The organism is Flavobacteriales bacterium (assembly GCA_020635395.1).
Lineage (GTDB): Bacteria > Bacteroidota > Bacteroidia > NS11-12g > UBA9320 > UBA987.
In genome coordinates this window covers 973,878-991,037 of record JACJZV010000001.1, presented here as the reverse complement: position 1 = coordinate 991,037, position 17,160 = coordinate 973,878, and the positions used below count along the sequence as shown (strand labels likewise).

Here is a 17,160-nt window from a genome sequence, read left to right as displayed (position 1 = left end):
TTAATAACTATTTATAATTTTATTACCTTAGCAGTTAACCATTCATTTTGTTTGCTTAATACCGAAACAAAATAAATTCCGGAATTTAACTGACTTATTATCAATGAATTATTTTCAATATTTTGTTCTAAAACAATATTACCAAGTATATCGGTAATAATGGCCTTCTCAACTGTTTCATTAAAAAATAGCTCATCGGTGGCCGGATTGGGATAGCATTTTAGCGTATGCGTTTTGTTGCCTTCCACAGAAGCCAACCACGGATTTGATTGCCCAACAATTGGTCTTATCATCGGGGCCCCAACAAGAGCCGGATTGTTGTTTTTAACCCATCCATCGCCCACATTAAAATAAATTTTATCATTCATTTTATTGGCATCCTTCAAATAGCCATTGTTTTTGTCAAAACCCACCGTAAGATTATAATTTCTATCTTGGCTCCAACCGACGTAGAACTTTCCTGCTGGCAGGTAGATAGGTGTGTCTAATGATATCGTGTAAAAGTTTCGTGCGTCTGAATTTTTGTAGATAGTGGAGACTGAATACCGCCGCTCGAAAAGCAAATTATCGGTGCCACCATTTAGAGCAATGTCACCATATACTCTAAAATCAAATCGTTGATTGCTCACATCTGCGGTGTTGTAGGTAAGCAGTATATCTACCGCTTGCAAACTGTCGGCTTTTTTCAAGTCAAACTCCACTACTATTTCGCCTTCGGCATTTTTCAAATCATTAAATCCAAAACCACTTTCGGCAGTTCCGTCATCGTAGGCATAATGTCGAGTGAATGCGAATTGCTGCGTTAGGGTATCATTGGTTTGAAACAACACCGGATTTGTGATACCAGATTCGCGAATCATATAGTTGCGACCGATAACCACCGGGTAACCATTTAAATTGGAGAAATCATAGCCCGGAACTTTTCGCAGGCTCCAGCCATTGGCCGGAACATTGGCCGCATTATCCACAAATTGTGTTTCCTTTAGCACATTTCCCATATTGGTTTCCACATATCGTACCTGAGCATTTATAACACTGCCCTGCATATTGGAAACAGTAAAATAAAACGAATCTGCGGCTTCGCTTTTATCGGCCAAAAAATGATCGTAAGGCATAGAATAATAGTGCTTTAACAACGATGTTGGCGGACTTTGAATAGCATAGTCGCGATAGTTTCTATCATTAACCGACCTATTTTTATTTAGATAAATATAATCCAAATGCCAATGGTTGTTGTTGCCCCAACGATGGGTTAAATTAACGAACATAAACTGAAAAGTTTCGTGCAAGTATTTTGCATTTTTGAGTGGAATAAGCACTTGTTTGAAATCATAATTGGAGCCTCCATTTACACCCCAAACCTTTACCCAATTGCCATCGGCGTCCTTAAACAAAAGTTTTAACGAATCTTCACTCGTTATGAAATCACCTCTTCCGCGGGGTTGATAAAAGAAACTCAGGTAAAAAGAATCAGATATAAGATAGGATATACCATTTGAGTCTTTCAAATTGATAAACTGCGAGGTTAAGGTGTCTCCATAATCCACGGTTTCTTTTTCTATGGATGAATACGGAAGTCCATTTTGATTCAAGTAATCAAACGTTGCCACGCCATAACTCGGTGGATTTATGGCAAAATCGCGGTTTATATAGACATAATTGTTTTGCCATTTTGACGAGTCGGGATAAATTAATGTTGATGTAAAATCTTCAAAAAATGGTATTTGCAACGTGTCGGGTGTCCCCCATTTGTTGTGTTTCTTTGATTGATTCCAGATATAGTCAGGGTTTTGATTAAGGTAATTTTGTATTGTCGGGTTTGACAAAAGAGGCTTTAAACCAACTTGAGCTGATACATAAACATTGCTCAATATGAATATGGGTATTATTAACTTTTTTAGATGCATTATTCGTTTTAATGTTTTTAATGCCAACGGATTATCACTGGCCATATTGCAGCAAATTTATTCAAAATGAATTAAGCCGCTTGTTTTGATTTTAAAATGATGGTAAAGTGAAATAGAAAATTGCATAAATAAAAAAAGCCGTCCTTTTTGAACGGCTTTTTTCATTGAATATTCAAAAATCTTACATTGATCCAATTCTGTGCATTACACATCTAAAACCAATAGTTGAGTTTGAAAGATTTTCATCCAAAAATCTTCTTGTTCCTGGAGTAATCCAGTAGGCTCTATCATTCCATGAACCCCCTTTATATACCCGAGCTTGATTATCTACCAATGAAGACACTCCGTAAACATACATTTGTTCATCATTGTTGTATGTCTCCTCATCCAAAAAACCTCGGTTATCCGATTTTTGATAATTTCTTCTGTATTGAACATCTTCGTCCTCAACTGGTTTAGAAACCAATCTACCCCGATCATCTTTATCAACAAGGTCGCCATACTGATCTTTCTCTGGATCCATAAATACGTTTCCTCTGTATGGGTTTACGTCTGATTTATCTTCGGGAGATAAGGTACGATACACATCCATTGTCCACTCACTCACGTTTCCGCTCATGTTATACAAACCAAAGTCGTTGGGCCAATATGCCTTTACTTCTGTAGTATAAATTGCTCCATCATTCATTCTGGAGGCAATACCAGCCATATCACCATCGCCTCTTCTGAAGTTGGCATTGATATATCCTCTATCTATTTCTTTACCGCCATGATGACGAACTGTCAAACCACCCCAGCTATAGATATTTTGATAGTTTGTGTTCTCCAGTTCTGAATTACCAATATGTGCCAATGCTGCATACTCCCATTCGGCTTCTGTTGGAAGTCTGTATGGTGGCAAAAGAATTCCGTCTTCCATTTTCACTCGACGAGTTCCTTTTTTATCCATGATGTCTTTAACCATGTGCTTTCCGTCTTCACCATCATACTGACCGGCAAGGTAAGCATCGCTATTAAAGTTATTCTCGTCCACTTGAGCATCAAAGTTTGGAACCATAATGCCTTCTCTAATAAGAATCATTTCGTTTACCCTATCCGTTCTCCATTTGGCATAGTCTGTGGCTTGCAACCAATTTACACCCACAACAGGATAATCTCTAAAAGCAGGGTGTCGCAAATATTCTGTAACAAACGGCTCGTTATAACTTAGCTTTTCTCTCCAGCAATTAGTGTCTGGCAAAGCAGAAAAAAACACCTCAGGTTGACCATCGTAGAATGTTCTTTTCATCCAAAGAAGATACTCCAAATAGTTGTGATTACTCACCTCAGCCTCGTCCATATAAAAGGAGCTTACCGTAACCTTGGTCTCAATGTTGTTGTAGTCATACAACACATCTTGCTCGGAAGAACCCATAGTAAATTGACCACCTTTTACGAAAACCAAACCAGGACCTGTTTCCTGACCTGCATAGTCATAACGCTCAATTCCGCCCCACTTAGCATCGTTATACTTCCACCCTGTGGCAGCAGAACGCTCCTTTTTGCAGGAGGTTTGCGACATAGCCAATCCGGCTGCTAATAATAAAACTAAACCTTTACGTTTCATATTATTTGTTAATTCAAATACTCTTTCAATTAAACTGCAATTGTACTTTTTTATTGTCTAATTTTCTAATTTTTATTTAGAAGTCAGGACATCTCAATGGTTTGTATATTTTTCTTGGTGGTTTTGCACACCACTCTATGGCTGCACTTATTTCGTGAGAACCTTTGGCCGCTGTTTTCTTTGAGTCAACTGTCAAATCAAAACTATAACCAAATTTGAATTTTTCTTTTCTAAAGCCTACTAACAGCATCAAAGCGTCCGAATTTTTCACTTCTCCCAATGTTTGTCTGAACCACAAACCAGAAACCAGCGGTCCTCTGTTCATATAAAAACCAAAGTTTAATTGGGTAAATTGTCCTTGCATCATAAACAATGCATTGGGGCTAAAAGTAACTTCTGATCGACTTATGGGTCTTTTATCCAATGGAATTACCGACCCCAAATGGGCGGTGTATCTTCTTGGTAATTTGGCCTGATTATCCCCATAAAAAGATTGAACCGGCTCAATAACATTATGCACTGCTACACCTGCATAAAACCCTTCAGTATAAAGCAAATATCCCAAATTGAAGTTTGGAGAGGTTATACCCTTAACTGGTGGAGGTTCTTGCGTATTTAATACAAAACCTCTTGTTGCATCAATCTGATCTGGCCATCTCAATTTAGACCAATCAATGTTTCGTTGCATAATTTGCCCTTCTAAACCAAACCGCATGTGTAATTTTTTACTTACTCTTAAAAGGTAAGAATAGACAAAAGAAGCCTGATTGGTGGTAAGCAAACCCTCGCCCGCCACATCATTTAGCAATATCACACCAAAACCACCACCTACATTCTCAAAATGTTGATCGTAAGAGGCAACCGTGGTTTGAAAAGTGCCCGGCAAACTTGGCCATTGGTTTCTATAATTAATTACCATACGCCCCCCACCATTGCAGGTTCCGGTTCCGGCCATGGCAGGATTTGTATAAACGGGAGTTGCATAAAACTGCGAAAACTCAGGATCCTGAGCTTTTGCATTTGGAGACAATAAAAGGCCCAACGCCACTGCCACCAAGCCTCGATATAGTAATCTCTGAGTCTTCATTTTTTGTCTTTTTTGACTTAATGTGATTTTCATTTTTAAGAACGTGCTAAAATACAACCATTTTATTAACTAACCAAAGTTCAAAATCTAATTTTTTGATTTTGACTTCTTTGCAATGATTCACAACGACGATGAATTGTTGCACAAAAGTCAAAATTATTTTTTAAAACAATATTTGTGGCCGTTTTATTGTTTAAACTCTAAAATTGTGTGTCGTAAGTATTTTTAATAGATTTATTGAATGAAAAAAATCGCTTTTAGTTTATTGTTTCTATTTGTCTTTATTGGGCTTAATGCCCAAATATCTAACGTAAGAACGCTAAATTGGGAAGACCAAAACAAAACAACTATATGTCAATCATGCATTTATGAAAACCAAAATAAAATTACATACCCCCTTTATTTTGAGCGGATTAGAATTGAAAATGAAACTAAGCGTGCCTCAATCACAAATCAACGATTTGAACCCGTAACCAACGAAATTCCATTCGATTTTGAGTTTATTCAAAATCAAAAATTGATGACCCAATATGTAACATTTCAAAAAGGGTTGCCACACCTTTCCATTCAAATTTTTCCATACCAAATTTCATCAACAGGAGCTATTGAAAGACTCGTTTCTTTCGAAATTCAATTGATTGACGACTTTTCTACAAAAATTTCACACAAGCAGAATAAGGCAATTAGTTTTGCCAATACCAGCCTGCTAAATCAAGGCGATTGGTATCAATTCAAAACCACTTCTGAAGGAATTTACAAACTCACTTATGAGCAATTGACCGAAGCCGGATTAAGCCTTAATAATATAGATGCCAACACCCTAAAACTATATGCAAATGAAGGTGGTATGCTTTCAGATATAATTGCCAATCAAAAACCAGATGATTTACGAGAAATTCCGGTGGAATTGGTTGATAATAACGGAAATAATAAAATGGATGCCGGCGATTACATCCGATTTTATGCTCAAGGTGCAGACAATTGGAAATATACAAAAGGGCAATACGTTTATGAAAAAAATCTGTTTACCGACGAGGCTTTTGTTTACCTGACTCATGGTGGGTTACCTTCCAAAAAGATAAGTCAGCTGGCCAGTGGTCAGGGTAATAGTTTTGACACCTCGCTGAGCTTTTTTTATCAGCTCGTGCACCACGAGCAAGAGGATGAAAATGTACTACATAGTGGTAGATATTGGTTTGGCGATGCATTTAATTTTGATATTACCAAATCTTTCGACCACACGTTTGTGGGTGTAGAAACGAGTTTGCCCGGATATTTTGAACATCGCTTTTTAGGACGCTCCATTCAAAATGTTTCATCACTACGTATTGATGTGAACGGCTCAAACACATACAGCAATTCTGTATCTTCTGTGGGGGGAGGCTACGAAGATACCTTTGGAAGACTTTTGTCGGGTATAGGTTCATTTAATCTTTCGTCAAACCAAGTCAATATACTTTATAAATACTCACTTGTGGGTGAGGGAAATGGCTGGATTGACTATTACACGTTGGCTGTTCCTGTGAGTTTGGGCATTAAAAGCCCCACCACAATTGCAAAATGCAAAGAAGCAGCAAACTATAATGTAGTTAAATTTTTGTTTGAGGCAGGAAACTACCAAATTTGGGATGTTTCAGACTTTTATAACCCAAAATTTCAGGAGACCTATAACGAAGGAAACTCAAGAGTTTCAATTAAATCAACTTCTTCTGCACCGATTCATTTTGTGCTTCTTGAACCAAATAATGAAAAATCGGCAACCTTTGTGGCAGTGGTTAAAAACCAAAATCTTCATGCCATTCAATCCGCTGATTTTATAATTATCACTAACTCTGTTTTTTTAACAGAGGCCAACAGATTGGCCGATTTTCATCGCACGCACTACGGGCAAAGCACTGTTGTAGTCAACCATAAAGACATTTACAACGAATTTTCCGCAGGCAAACAAGACCCCGTGGCTATCAGAAATTTCTTAAAAATGATTTACGACAGAGGCCAGTTAGCTTCAAAACCATTAAACCATGTGCTCATTTTTGGTGATGGCAGCTACGATTATAAAGCCAAAGTTGAGCCGAATACCAATTTTGTCCCGACCTTCCAGAGCAGAGATGTTTTAATTCCGGAAGAATCGTATTGTGCCGATGAGTTTTATGGAATACTTGATGATATGGAGGGTTGGTATGACATAAATTTACGTATGGAAGATATTGATGTGGCCGTTGGCCGAATACCTTGCAGAAATGCTGAACAGGCAAAAACTGCCGTTGATAAAATTATACATTACCATGATGTCAGTTCGCACGGAGACTGGGTAAATCGTCTTACTTTTTTAGGCGATGATGAGGATGGTAATTATCATTTTAATGATTGCGAAAAAGCCACAGAAAAAGTAAACGCTCAACAACCAAATTATAACATTGAAAAAATCTACCTCGATGCATACGAGCAGCTAAGTTTTGGAAGTGGAGAAAAATATCCAGATGTTAACTTGGCGGTTACAAAATCATTTGAAAAAGGAAATCTGGTTTTTGCCTATTTAGGTCATGGAGGCGGCAGCGGCATAGCTCATGAGCGAGTGGTGACCCGCGAAGAAATTAAGAACTGGCAAAACTACGATGCCCTTGCCCTAATGATAACGGCCACTTGTGAGCTTAGCCGGTATGACGACCCCGAACAAGATTCGCCGGGCGAATTGATGTTGTTTAATGAACACGGTGGAGCCATTGGCTTACTTACTACCATGCGGTCGGTTTTGTTTGGTGTAAATAGTGAAATGAGCGACAAAATTTGGGATAAAAACATATTGGAATACCCAGACCGAACAATCGGCGACATATATATAACGGCAAAAAACAATTCGGGGGGTAGTATAAACCAACGAAATTTTGCACTATTGGCCGACCCCGCCATGCAGTTAGCCATACCAAAATATAAAGTGGTTACCACATCTATCAATGATTCAATTGTTGGTGTTCAACAAATAGACACGTTTAAAGCGTTTGATAAAATCAAAATAAGTGGTGAAATCAGAGACCAAAACAACCAACTTGTTTCTGACTATACAGGCGAAGTTTACCCGACAGTTTTTGACAAATTCATAGATTATCAAACAAGAGGAAACGACCCAAAAAGTATTACCGCAACTTTCAAAATGCAGAACGGTGTGCTTTATCGCGGCAAAATAACGGTGGACAGTGGTAAATTTTCCTTTGTATTTGTGGTTCCAAAAGATATTTCATACAACTTTGGTCAAGGGAAAATCTCTTACTTTTCGAGTAATGGAATTACTACGGGCACAGGTTTTGATACGGGCATTATCGTTGGTGGAACTTCGAGTGTTACAGCCACCGACACCTCAGGGCCAGAAATTCATTTGTTTATGAACGATGAAAGTTGGGTTTTTGGAGGAACTACAAACCCCTCCCCCACCATTTTGGTTAAAATTTTTGATGAAAACGGCATCAACACCGTTGGCAATGGCATTGGCAGAGATTTAACAGCCATTTTAGATGCAGGAACCGAATTTGAAAAAATCATCAACCTTAACGATTTTTACGAAACAAAACTCAATTCATACCAAGAAGGAGAAATAAGATACTTACTGGCCGATATAGAGCCGGGAAGGCATACCCTCAAAGTGCGAGTATGGGATGTTTACAACAATTCATCAGAGGATTATACAGAATTTGTGGTGGCTAAAGATGATAAGCTCACTATTGATAATTTGTTGAATTATCCAAACCCATTTACCACCAGCACCGCTTTTCATTTTGACCATAATAAGGCCGGACAAAATCTGACTGTTCTTGTTCAAATAACCTCCATAAGTGGGCGAATCGTAAAATCTTTTCACGAAAATATAGTGGCCTCCCAAAGCCATTTTAGCAACATAGTGTGGGATGGAAACGATGAATTTGGCGACCCATTGGCTAAAGGAGTCTATCTATATAAGGTAACCATAAAAACAGAAGATGGACAAAAGGCAGAGGCCATTCAGAAAATGGTCATTTTAAAATAAGTTATTTTAAAAGAAAAATATAACTTTGCCCTTTGCGTTAACAACAATAACAAGAAAGAATTATTGTGAGATTAAATAAAGTAAAGATTTTCATATCGGTTTTCGGATTATTGGTAATTATGCCGAAAACAAATGCCCAAACCATAAGCAAAAATGATTTATTGGGGCAGCGAAACGTTATAACAACGGCTGTTCCCTTTTTAACCATTACACCCGATGCACGTGCTGCGGGAATGGGCGATATAGGCGTGGCCACAAAACCTGATGCAGCCGGAAATCACTGGAATCCAGGCAAAATGGCTTTTATTGAAGATAATGGTGGAATATCTTTGGGTGCCGCACCGTGGCTTCGTCAATTAGTTCCTGATATTTGGTTTTATTATTTATCTGGATACAGCAAAGTGGGCGATAAAGGCAGAAGCACCGTTACAGGTTCATTACGCTATTTCAGTTTAGGAACCATTCAGTTTACCGATATTTTAGGAAACCCCACTGGCGTTGATGAACCAAAAGAATTTGCTTTCGACTTTGGTTATTCATTACAATTGTCGAAAAAATTCTCTTTTGGCATTGCCACAAGATACATCAACAGCCGCTTGGTTTCTGTAAGAACCACCAACGTTGATGTGCGACCAGGCCGTGCCGTGGCGGGCGATATTGGTGCCTATTATAAAGACGACAAGCTTAAAATAAGCGGCGAGATATACAAATTTGCTTTGGGAGCCAGCATTACCAATATGGGTTCAAAAATTACCTATACCACCGATGCAAACAGAGATTTTCTTCCGGCCAACCTACGTTTGGGCGGATCTATAGAAAGAGAAATTGATGACCACAACCGAATTTCGTTTGGTCTTGATTTCAATAAATTATTGGTGCCAACACCTCAATATGCCTACGTTCAAAATTCTGCGGGTCAAGATTCTATTTTTGATGATGGAACGAAGCACTACGTTCAACCGCTTCAATATTCCACATCGCAAGACCCCACATTGGCAGGTATGCTAAAATCATTAGGTGATGCACCCGGAGGTTTGAAAGAAGAATTGAAAGAGGTTATTACCAATGTTGGTATGGAATATTGGTATGAAAATCAATTTGCCCTTCGTGCCGGATATTTTCATGAGGCAAATACCAAAGGTGGTCGCAGATATATGACCTTAGGAGTGGGAATCAAGTATCAAGTATTTGGTATTGATGTTGCCTACCTAAAACCTTTTCAACAAAGACATCCATTAGAAAACACGCTGAGGTTTACACTTTCATTTAATTTAGACGAATTTGCCAAACAAAGTTCATCAAAGCCGAAGTCGTAGTTTTTTACAAAATATTTTCTTTTGCCCAATAGGACTATCAAAAGCCAACCTTTGAATGAAAGGTTGGCTTTTGACTTTTGTGGAATATGCAGCAAACATTGGGATATTTGTTCGCGAACATTGAAACCAACCGTTTTATAGCCTCCAAACTACATTGTTCAACCAATGAACTGGTTTTATATACTAAAATTTATCGCTTTATTGTACATTTGTGATGTTCCGTAAAAACAAAAAATTATGAAGACTTTAATCATTTCTGTTTTTGCTTGTCTTTTTATTTCGTTGGCAAATGCCCAAGCACCCGTGGCTTTAGAGCCAAATAGCAGTACAAAATACATAAATCAAAAGACTTATCTAAAGTTGTCGGCTGGAGTTGCCGACGGGTGGATGTATTACTTTGAATTAGACACCACACCCAATTTTAATTCACCATTTAAAATGGTTGATTCTATTCTTGCACTTACAAGCATAGATTGGGAAATACTTCAATATGGCTTTGATAAAACATATTACTGGAGATGTAGAGCCAGATTATCAAATGGATATTCGCCCTATTCGGATACTTTGAGTTTTACCACTCAAAAGTTTTTGTATCCATACTTGCCCGCAAGCGGCACTGCCGTAAATGATGCAATAACTTTCATAAACACGGATGATTATGGCTCAGGTTTGGAGTATATTGGAATATTCGACACCACCTCTGATTTTAGTTCGGCGGCAGCAACGTCGGTTTCAGGCACATCAACCTCTGGAAGCAGGCAATTCAAATTAGATAAATATCCGTTTGGTAGCCGTGTGTATTTTCATGCCAAAGCATATTTAAATTATGGTTCAAAAGATTCAACCAAAGAATATGAAAATGATTATTATTTTGATGTGGCCTCCAACCCCACATTAAACAAACCAGCAAACTTATCTGCCGGAATAGACACACAATATTATTATGTTGTCAACAAAATTGGTAACACCACTTCACTTGTCGAATTGTCGGAAGATGATGAAACATTCCAAAACCCTATCATCTATAATGGAAGCACCGGTTATTTTAAAGGGCTAAAGTTTGGAGCTACTTATTATTGGCGAGCTAAAAGCAGATATACAGGTATTGAAGATTCGAAATACTCGGATGTATGGAGTTTTTCAACTAAATATCAAATGACAAAACCGATAATAAGTTTACCTATTAATGGCCAAACAATTAAATCTGATTCTGTGCAAGTTCAATGGTTGTCGGTTTCTGAAGCCGACTATTATGAAATATATTTAGACACAACGTCCTTATTTCTTAACCCAACCAAAATAATTTCAACCCTCGAATCCTACACTATTTATGGGTTAACCAATGGAAAGTACCACATAAAAATAAGAGCTGTTAATGCATACGGTTACAGCCCAATGAGCAATGATATTCTTATTACACTTGATAAAATGGAAAGTATTGCTACCCCAGTAAGCAACAATTTTGAAATTCTGAATACACCCGATTCGTGGGTTATTCTTAACACCGCAAACAACTCCATTAAAAGTGCCACTATTTATGATTTGAATGGAAAGATTTTGCAAAACGTTCTTTGCCACAACAATCAAATTAGAATAGAAAAAAGCAACTTTATATCGGGAATGTATATTGTTAAATTGGAAAGTAATGAAGCTGTTTTTGGTTCGAAACTGATAAAATTTTAGTCTTGGATATTAACCTTTAGAATAATAAACCAAAAGAAAGCAACACCGTTTAATTAGTGATTTTCATTTTCTAAGACCACTTCATTTTTTACCGGATAACCGTTACCGTGCCTTTGTAGTCTCGTTTTACATTGTCGATGCCAATGCTGTTGATAATATAAACAAAGGCTTCGTTTTCTACCACCTCGCCCTTGTATTTACCATCCCAACTTTGATAAAGCGAGTTGCTCTCAAAAACTTTTTCTCCCCAACGATTGTAAATGGCAATGTGATATTCCTTTATGTACCAACCCGGGGTAACAAAATAATCGTTCAAATTATCGCCATTGGGCGAAAAAGCATTGGGCACCCAAAGCCAACTGCTTACCCAAATACAGTCTTCATTGCTCACACTCACAATTTGTGGAGCTGTATCATTGGGCATATTTTTGTAACCGATAATTCGATAACAGAAGCTCGGACGCTCATTTAACGGTGTTTCTTTATCATTAAAAATAGTATCGTCTGCCCCATCCGAATACCCCATTGAGAAAAAAGTACCATCGGGTTCTTTTCGCTGAATTTCATAAAATGAAACACCATCATCCCACCCTTGGTATTTGGTCCAGTTAAGCCACGGGCGTTGATATTTTCCAGTATCGGCATGCAATAAAATAGTTTTCGCCAAATTGCTGTATGGTGCCTGATCTTTGCAAACATCTACCGCCCGAACACGGTAAAAATAGGGCTGACTATCCACTTCAACTTTTTTATCTTCGATATATAATGTGCCAGCCGGAATGTTATTTTTTATTTGGCTGTAATTGTTTCCATCACCTGATTTTTCGACAATATAATGGTCTATTGGCATTTTGCTATATGGCGTGGGCAGCCATTCCAGCCTAATGTAATCATCAAACTCCACGGTGGCTCTAACCAACTCATTTGGGGGCAATGAGTTAACATATATAGGCGTAGCCTCGCAGGTGTCGCTCCAACTTATTTGATTGTTTCCATAATATTCTTTTGCCAAAATTTTATATCTGTGTTTTTGATAACATAAAATATTGGTGTCAATATACTCATAAACATTTCCGGCCACCGAATCGAGCAAGACATAATCTCGGTTTTTATCTTCCCGATAGATGTAATATTTTTCTACCTCATCCCATCCGTGATAGGCGTTCCAGTTCAGCCTACTTTGATTTAGCTCGCCTTTGGCCGAAACCTCAACAGTGCAATCATTGCTATCGGCCAATAAATCGCTGAATATGCCACATGTATTTTCAACCGCAATTTTTGAACAATAGACATTATGCAGCGTGTTGAGATTGGTAAACTCAAATCTTGTTTCGTTGGGGTCGGTAATCTTGGCAATTTCTCCATCATTATGAAAAATGTGATAGCAATCAAAGTCGGGAATATTACTCTTATTAAAGTCCACCAAATAAGAATAATCGTCCATCACACTTACCCTTAAAAGTGAGGTGGGTGGTGGCGGCAGTGTATCTCCCACCTTTATTTTGTTTATGTCTAAAATAGAATCTTTACATCCCAAATTGTCGGTTATGGCTAATTGAATTTTTACGGGTCCTACATTGGTAGTTTGAATTCGAGGATTTTGCCCGTAGTACTCAAAGGTATCGTTAATCATCCATCGCCAACTCATCACGCCATTATCGGCTCTTGATTTATCCAAAACACTCAGCATACTGCCCACGCATACCTTTTTGCTCAACGATTCAAAATCGGCTTTAATGTCTTTTAAACTTATCTGTTTGATGGTATCTGCCTTGCAACCCTTGTTGGTCAACACAGTCATTTTTACCGGATATGTTCCCGGATTAAGGTATGTATGCTGCGGGGCTGATTCAGTGCTGGTGTTTCCATCACCAAAATTCCAAGTAAAGGTTGACCCATTTTGTGCTTTTGTGAGGTTTGTAAAAACCGATGCTTGATTTATACAAGGTTTGGTCAACTCAAAATCAGGAAACGGGTTGGGGTGCACATAGATTGTGTCGATTGGCGGGGCGGTATAGGTGCATCCATATTGATTTTTAACGGTAAGAAGTGGAATAAATCTGCCTGTATCCTTATAGGTATGTGCTATTTTTAAGTTGTTGTTTATAACCGTTCCGTCACCAAAATCCCAACTAAATGAACTTGCTCTCGATGTATCTGCAGTAAAATTGACCGTTAATGGCACACAGCCATTATTTTTATCGAACGTATATGTGGCCAATGGCCCTTTTACTAATATGAACCCTGGATATTCGATAGAATCGACACAACCCCACTCGTCTGTTACCTTTAGTTTTACGTTGTATGAACCTGACTCTAAGTACAATTTTTTGGGGTATCGCTCTGTTGATGTGCTTCCATCGCCAAAATCCCACTCCCATTTTACAATTCTTCTAAGGTTGTTCAGTGTACTTCTATCCTCAAATTGTACGTGCAGTGGTGGGCAATCTTTCACCAAACTATCTGCATAAAATTTGGCTCTCAGGGCTTCATTGTCAATATCTATTATTTCTTCAGGTCGTGTCACACAACCATTTTCATTGGTTATATAAAGCCTCACATTGTACTTGCCCGGCTCGGCAAACACATAGTTTACTGTTTTTTGGTTAGCCTTTTGGGTTCCATCGCCAAAATCCCATAGATATGTCCAATTGCTGTCGTTAACATTTGCCGGTATATCGGTCTTAAAAATAAATTTTCGGCCACTGCAATCCTGAAAACGGGAGACCTTTATCTTGGCCTTTTCCACCCCAAAAACTTGCATTTTAAAATCCTTTCGGCCAATACACCCATTTTTATCAACCCCAATAAGGCTTACTTTCCAAAATCCACCACTGTCGGGTCCGGGTTGGTAAAAATCATAGTTCATCGTACCTTTTTGGGTAATCGGAATTTGATTTGTTCCTATTTCCCAGTACAATTTTACGAAGTCGGCAGGATTGCTCTTGTTTATAAGTTGCGTTGAAACAGGGCCACATGCAGGTTTTCCTACAAAATCTCCATCCACCGTGGGGCCAGCAACAATTAACGTATCAATTGTGGTTTTCTTGCATCCTCCGGTTACAGAGATGTCCAAAGCCACATATTCCACCACATGTTTTCCGGGTTGATCGTAAAAAAGATTTAGTTTAGACCCAAATGTGGTGTCTTTTCCATCAACTACCCACCGAAATTGAAGATAATCTTCTGTAGCACTCGCCTTTAAATTAATAGTAGCCGGTGTGCAAACATCTCCATATTTGCTAAAACCATTTGGGAAAGTTGGTTTTGGCGTATATACAAATTTCACCGTATCAATACACCCAGATTTGCCATTAAAAGCACTCAGGATTATCGGCCCGCTAACATTTTTGGGATTTAATTCAATATGGGTGTTATTTGAATACCATTTGCCGTTTACTGTCCAATTTATGCTGTCATAGTCTTTCGAGAAACTTCTCAATTTTATCGTATCATTCGAGCATGTATCGTGCAGGGCGGCCAATTTTGCCAATGGCGGATTTACATAGATACGTTTGGCTCTGATAAACGTATCAAAGCACCCATTGTCTTCTGTAATCAGCCTAATGTTATAATACCCTTTTTCTAAATGATGTTCTTTCATGTTAAAGTCCCATTCCCCGTGCCCATTGCTTATTTTTGATGTAATGGCAGTATCGGTAGATGTGCTGTTAGAATACAGTTTCCAATGCAAGGCTGTCAAAGAATCTTTAAAGGCTATATTGGTTAAATTTTTAATCTGAAATGCTTCCAAATTACACACCGTATCTAGGGTACTATCAATGTTGGGTTCCCATTTTTTGCCCACTCTGATAGTCTTTTCCGCAAAACCTTGACAACCTTCGGGGGTAGTAATTTTTAGTTTTACCGTATAAACTCCTTTTTTGGTAAAGGTGTGGGTGGTACTCAGTTGGGTGGTGTCCGAAATATTTTCCTTTCCTCCATCTCCAAAGTCCCAACTTTGCAACGACATTTTATACCCAAGATATTCCGAATTATTGGTAAAATTAACAGTCAGCGGGGCACAACCTTCTTCTACATCGGCAAATATGTCGGGTATCAAATCATCAATTGTAACGAATTCGTATGCTGTATCCGGACAGCCGAATTCATTTTTTCCAATTAATGTAAACTGATAGGTACCCGATTTGGTTAGAGTATATGTTCCACTCTTGGTGTTCGATCTTGGTATTCCATCAACATACCAATTGTATGAAAAACTGCCCGTCCCATTATCCGTAAAACTCACTGTAAATGGCTGTTCGCAAGTTCTTTTCTTATTAACAGATACTTGAACATCCGGCTTTTTATAAACCGTAATTTCATTGTATTTGGTAATTTTATTACCACACTTTCCGCCTTTTGATACGGTAAGGCTCACAGTATATTTTCCGGCTCCGTAGGTGGTTTTGGCATTTTTGGTTTGGGGTGTTGAGCCATTGCCCAAATCCCACATGTACGTCAGCCCAGAGGCATTGGGCGTAGTTTTGTCGGTAAAGATAACTTCCAATGGTTCGCAGCCCTCCGTTTTACTCACCGTAAAATCAGGCTTTATCTCATCAATGTTGATATAGGCCGGAAAGGTGCGGGTAGAAACACAGCCATCAGCATTTGTCACTGTAAGGGTTACCGTAAAAGAGCCTTTGCTGGTGTAGGTGTGCGAAGGATTTTGAGAAGTACTTGTGCTACCATCGCCAAAATCCCAACTATAGGTGCTTCCGGTTCCGGCATATTTTGTCAAATCTTTAAAATTAACCACTAATGGTGGGGTACAGTCAAAGGTATTATCGGCAGAAATGTTGATATCAGGCTTTGCCAAGACCTCTATGGCAGATGTTTTGGTTATTTTGCTTTGACATCCGTTTTTATCAATTACCAAAATAGAAACCGAATAAGTACCTGATTTTGAATAGACGTGTGAAGCATTGTTGGATGTTAGCGTATTTCCATCGCCAAAATCCCAGGTGGTTGTAGCCAATGCCGAACTTCCCGGCTTAGAGCTGTTGGTAAAATTTACAGAAAGCGGCTCGCAGCCCTTGGTTTTTGACATGGTAAAATCAGCAGTCGGTGGCTCAAAAACTTCAACATAACCTGTTTTTGTGACCGTACTGGTTTTTCCGGTATTGTCGGTAACGGTTAAGGAAACATCATAAAATCCGGGTTTATAAAAAATAGCAGCCGGATTTTTTTGGGTGGAGGTATTGCCATTGCCAAACGTCCAATAAAACGAAACAATATTTCCACTCGAAGCATCTTGAAAACGAACGGTTATTGGAGAACATCCTTTCGTGGTGGGGGCTGTAAAGTCGGCCTGGGTTTGGGCTAATGCAAAAACCGTAGAACATATAAAGCTAAGTATGGTAAAGCAAATTCGCATGTTTTTTTTGTGGTATCCAAATATAGGACGAAACTTTGGGATAATGCGTTGCTTCAACTTAAAATTATTTTTGTGTCATGAAAATTTTACTCAAAATTGAAGAAGTTGCACTTACTGTGTTGGGCATATTCGCCTTTGCATTGCTGCACCGGCCTTGGTGGTTGTT

General features: G+C 38.5%; 7 protein-coding genes. 3 read left to right on the top strand and 4 right to left on the bottom strand.

Annotation, left to right across the window (positions count from 1 at the left end):
- Positions 1-11 precede the first annotated feature (11 nt).
- The 3 genes from H6607_04165 to H6607_04155 all read right to left on the bottom strand — a co-directional run bounded on the left by H6607_04165 (position 12) and on the right by H6607_04155 (position 4,600).
- Positions 12-1,952 carry a T9SS type A sorting domain-containing protein gene (locus H6607_04165; GenBank protein ID MCB9261547.1) on the bottom strand — a complete coding sequence of 647 codons (1,941 nt, stop codon included), beginning with the start codon at positions 1,950-1,952 and terminating at the stop codon, positions 12-14.
- A 136-nt stretch (positions 1,953-2,088) separates the two neighbouring features.
- Positions 2,089-3,513 (bottom strand): SUMF1/EgtB/PvdO family nonheme iron enzyme, encoded by a 1,425-nt coding sequence (locus H6607_04160; GenBank protein MCB9261546.1) that lies wholly within the window; start codon positions 3,511-3,513, stop codon positions 2,089-2,091.
- Positions 3,514-3,589: 76 nt separating this feature from the next.
- Complete coding sequence (locus H6607_04155) at positions 3,590-4,600, bottom strand: type IX secretion system membrane protein PorP/SprF (GenBank protein ID MCB9261545.1); 1,011 nt, start codon at positions 4,598-4,600, stop codon at positions 3,590-3,592.
- Between the two features lie 241 nt (positions 4,601-4,841).
- Between H6607_04155 and porU the strand changes: the two genes are divergently transcribed.
- The 3 genes from porU to H6607_04140 all read left to right on the top strand — a co-directional run bounded on the left by porU (position 4,842) and on the right by H6607_04140 (position 11,617).
- On the top strand, positions 4,842-8,618 hold the full coding sequence (gene porU / locus H6607_04150) for a type IX secretion system sortase PorU (GenBank protein MCB9261544.1): 3,777 nt from the start codon (positions 4,842-4,844) through the stop codon (positions 8,616-8,618).
- A gap of 62 nt (positions 8,619-8,680) precedes the next feature.
- On the top strand, positions 8,681-9,934 hold the full coding sequence (gene porV / locus H6607_04145; GenBank protein ID MCB9261543.1) for a type IX secretion system outer membrane channel protein PorV: 1,254 nt from the start codon (positions 8,681-8,683) through the stop codon (positions 9,932-9,934).
- 237 nt (positions 9,935-10,171) lie between these two features.
- On the top strand, positions 10,172-11,617 hold the full coding sequence (locus H6607_04140; protein MCB9261542.1) for a T9SS type A sorting domain-containing protein: 1,446 nt from the start codon (positions 10,172-10,174) through the stop codon (positions 11,615-11,617).
- Between the two features lie 88 nt (positions 11,618-11,705).
- Here H6607_04140 and H6607_04135 read toward each other — a convergent pair whose 3' ends face one another.
- On the bottom strand, positions 11,706-16,994 hold the full coding sequence (locus H6607_04135) for a PKD domain-containing protein (GenBank protein ID MCB9261541.1): 5,289 nt from the start codon (positions 16,992-16,994) through the stop codon (positions 11,706-11,708).
- Positions 16,995-17,160 lie beyond the last annotated feature (166 nt).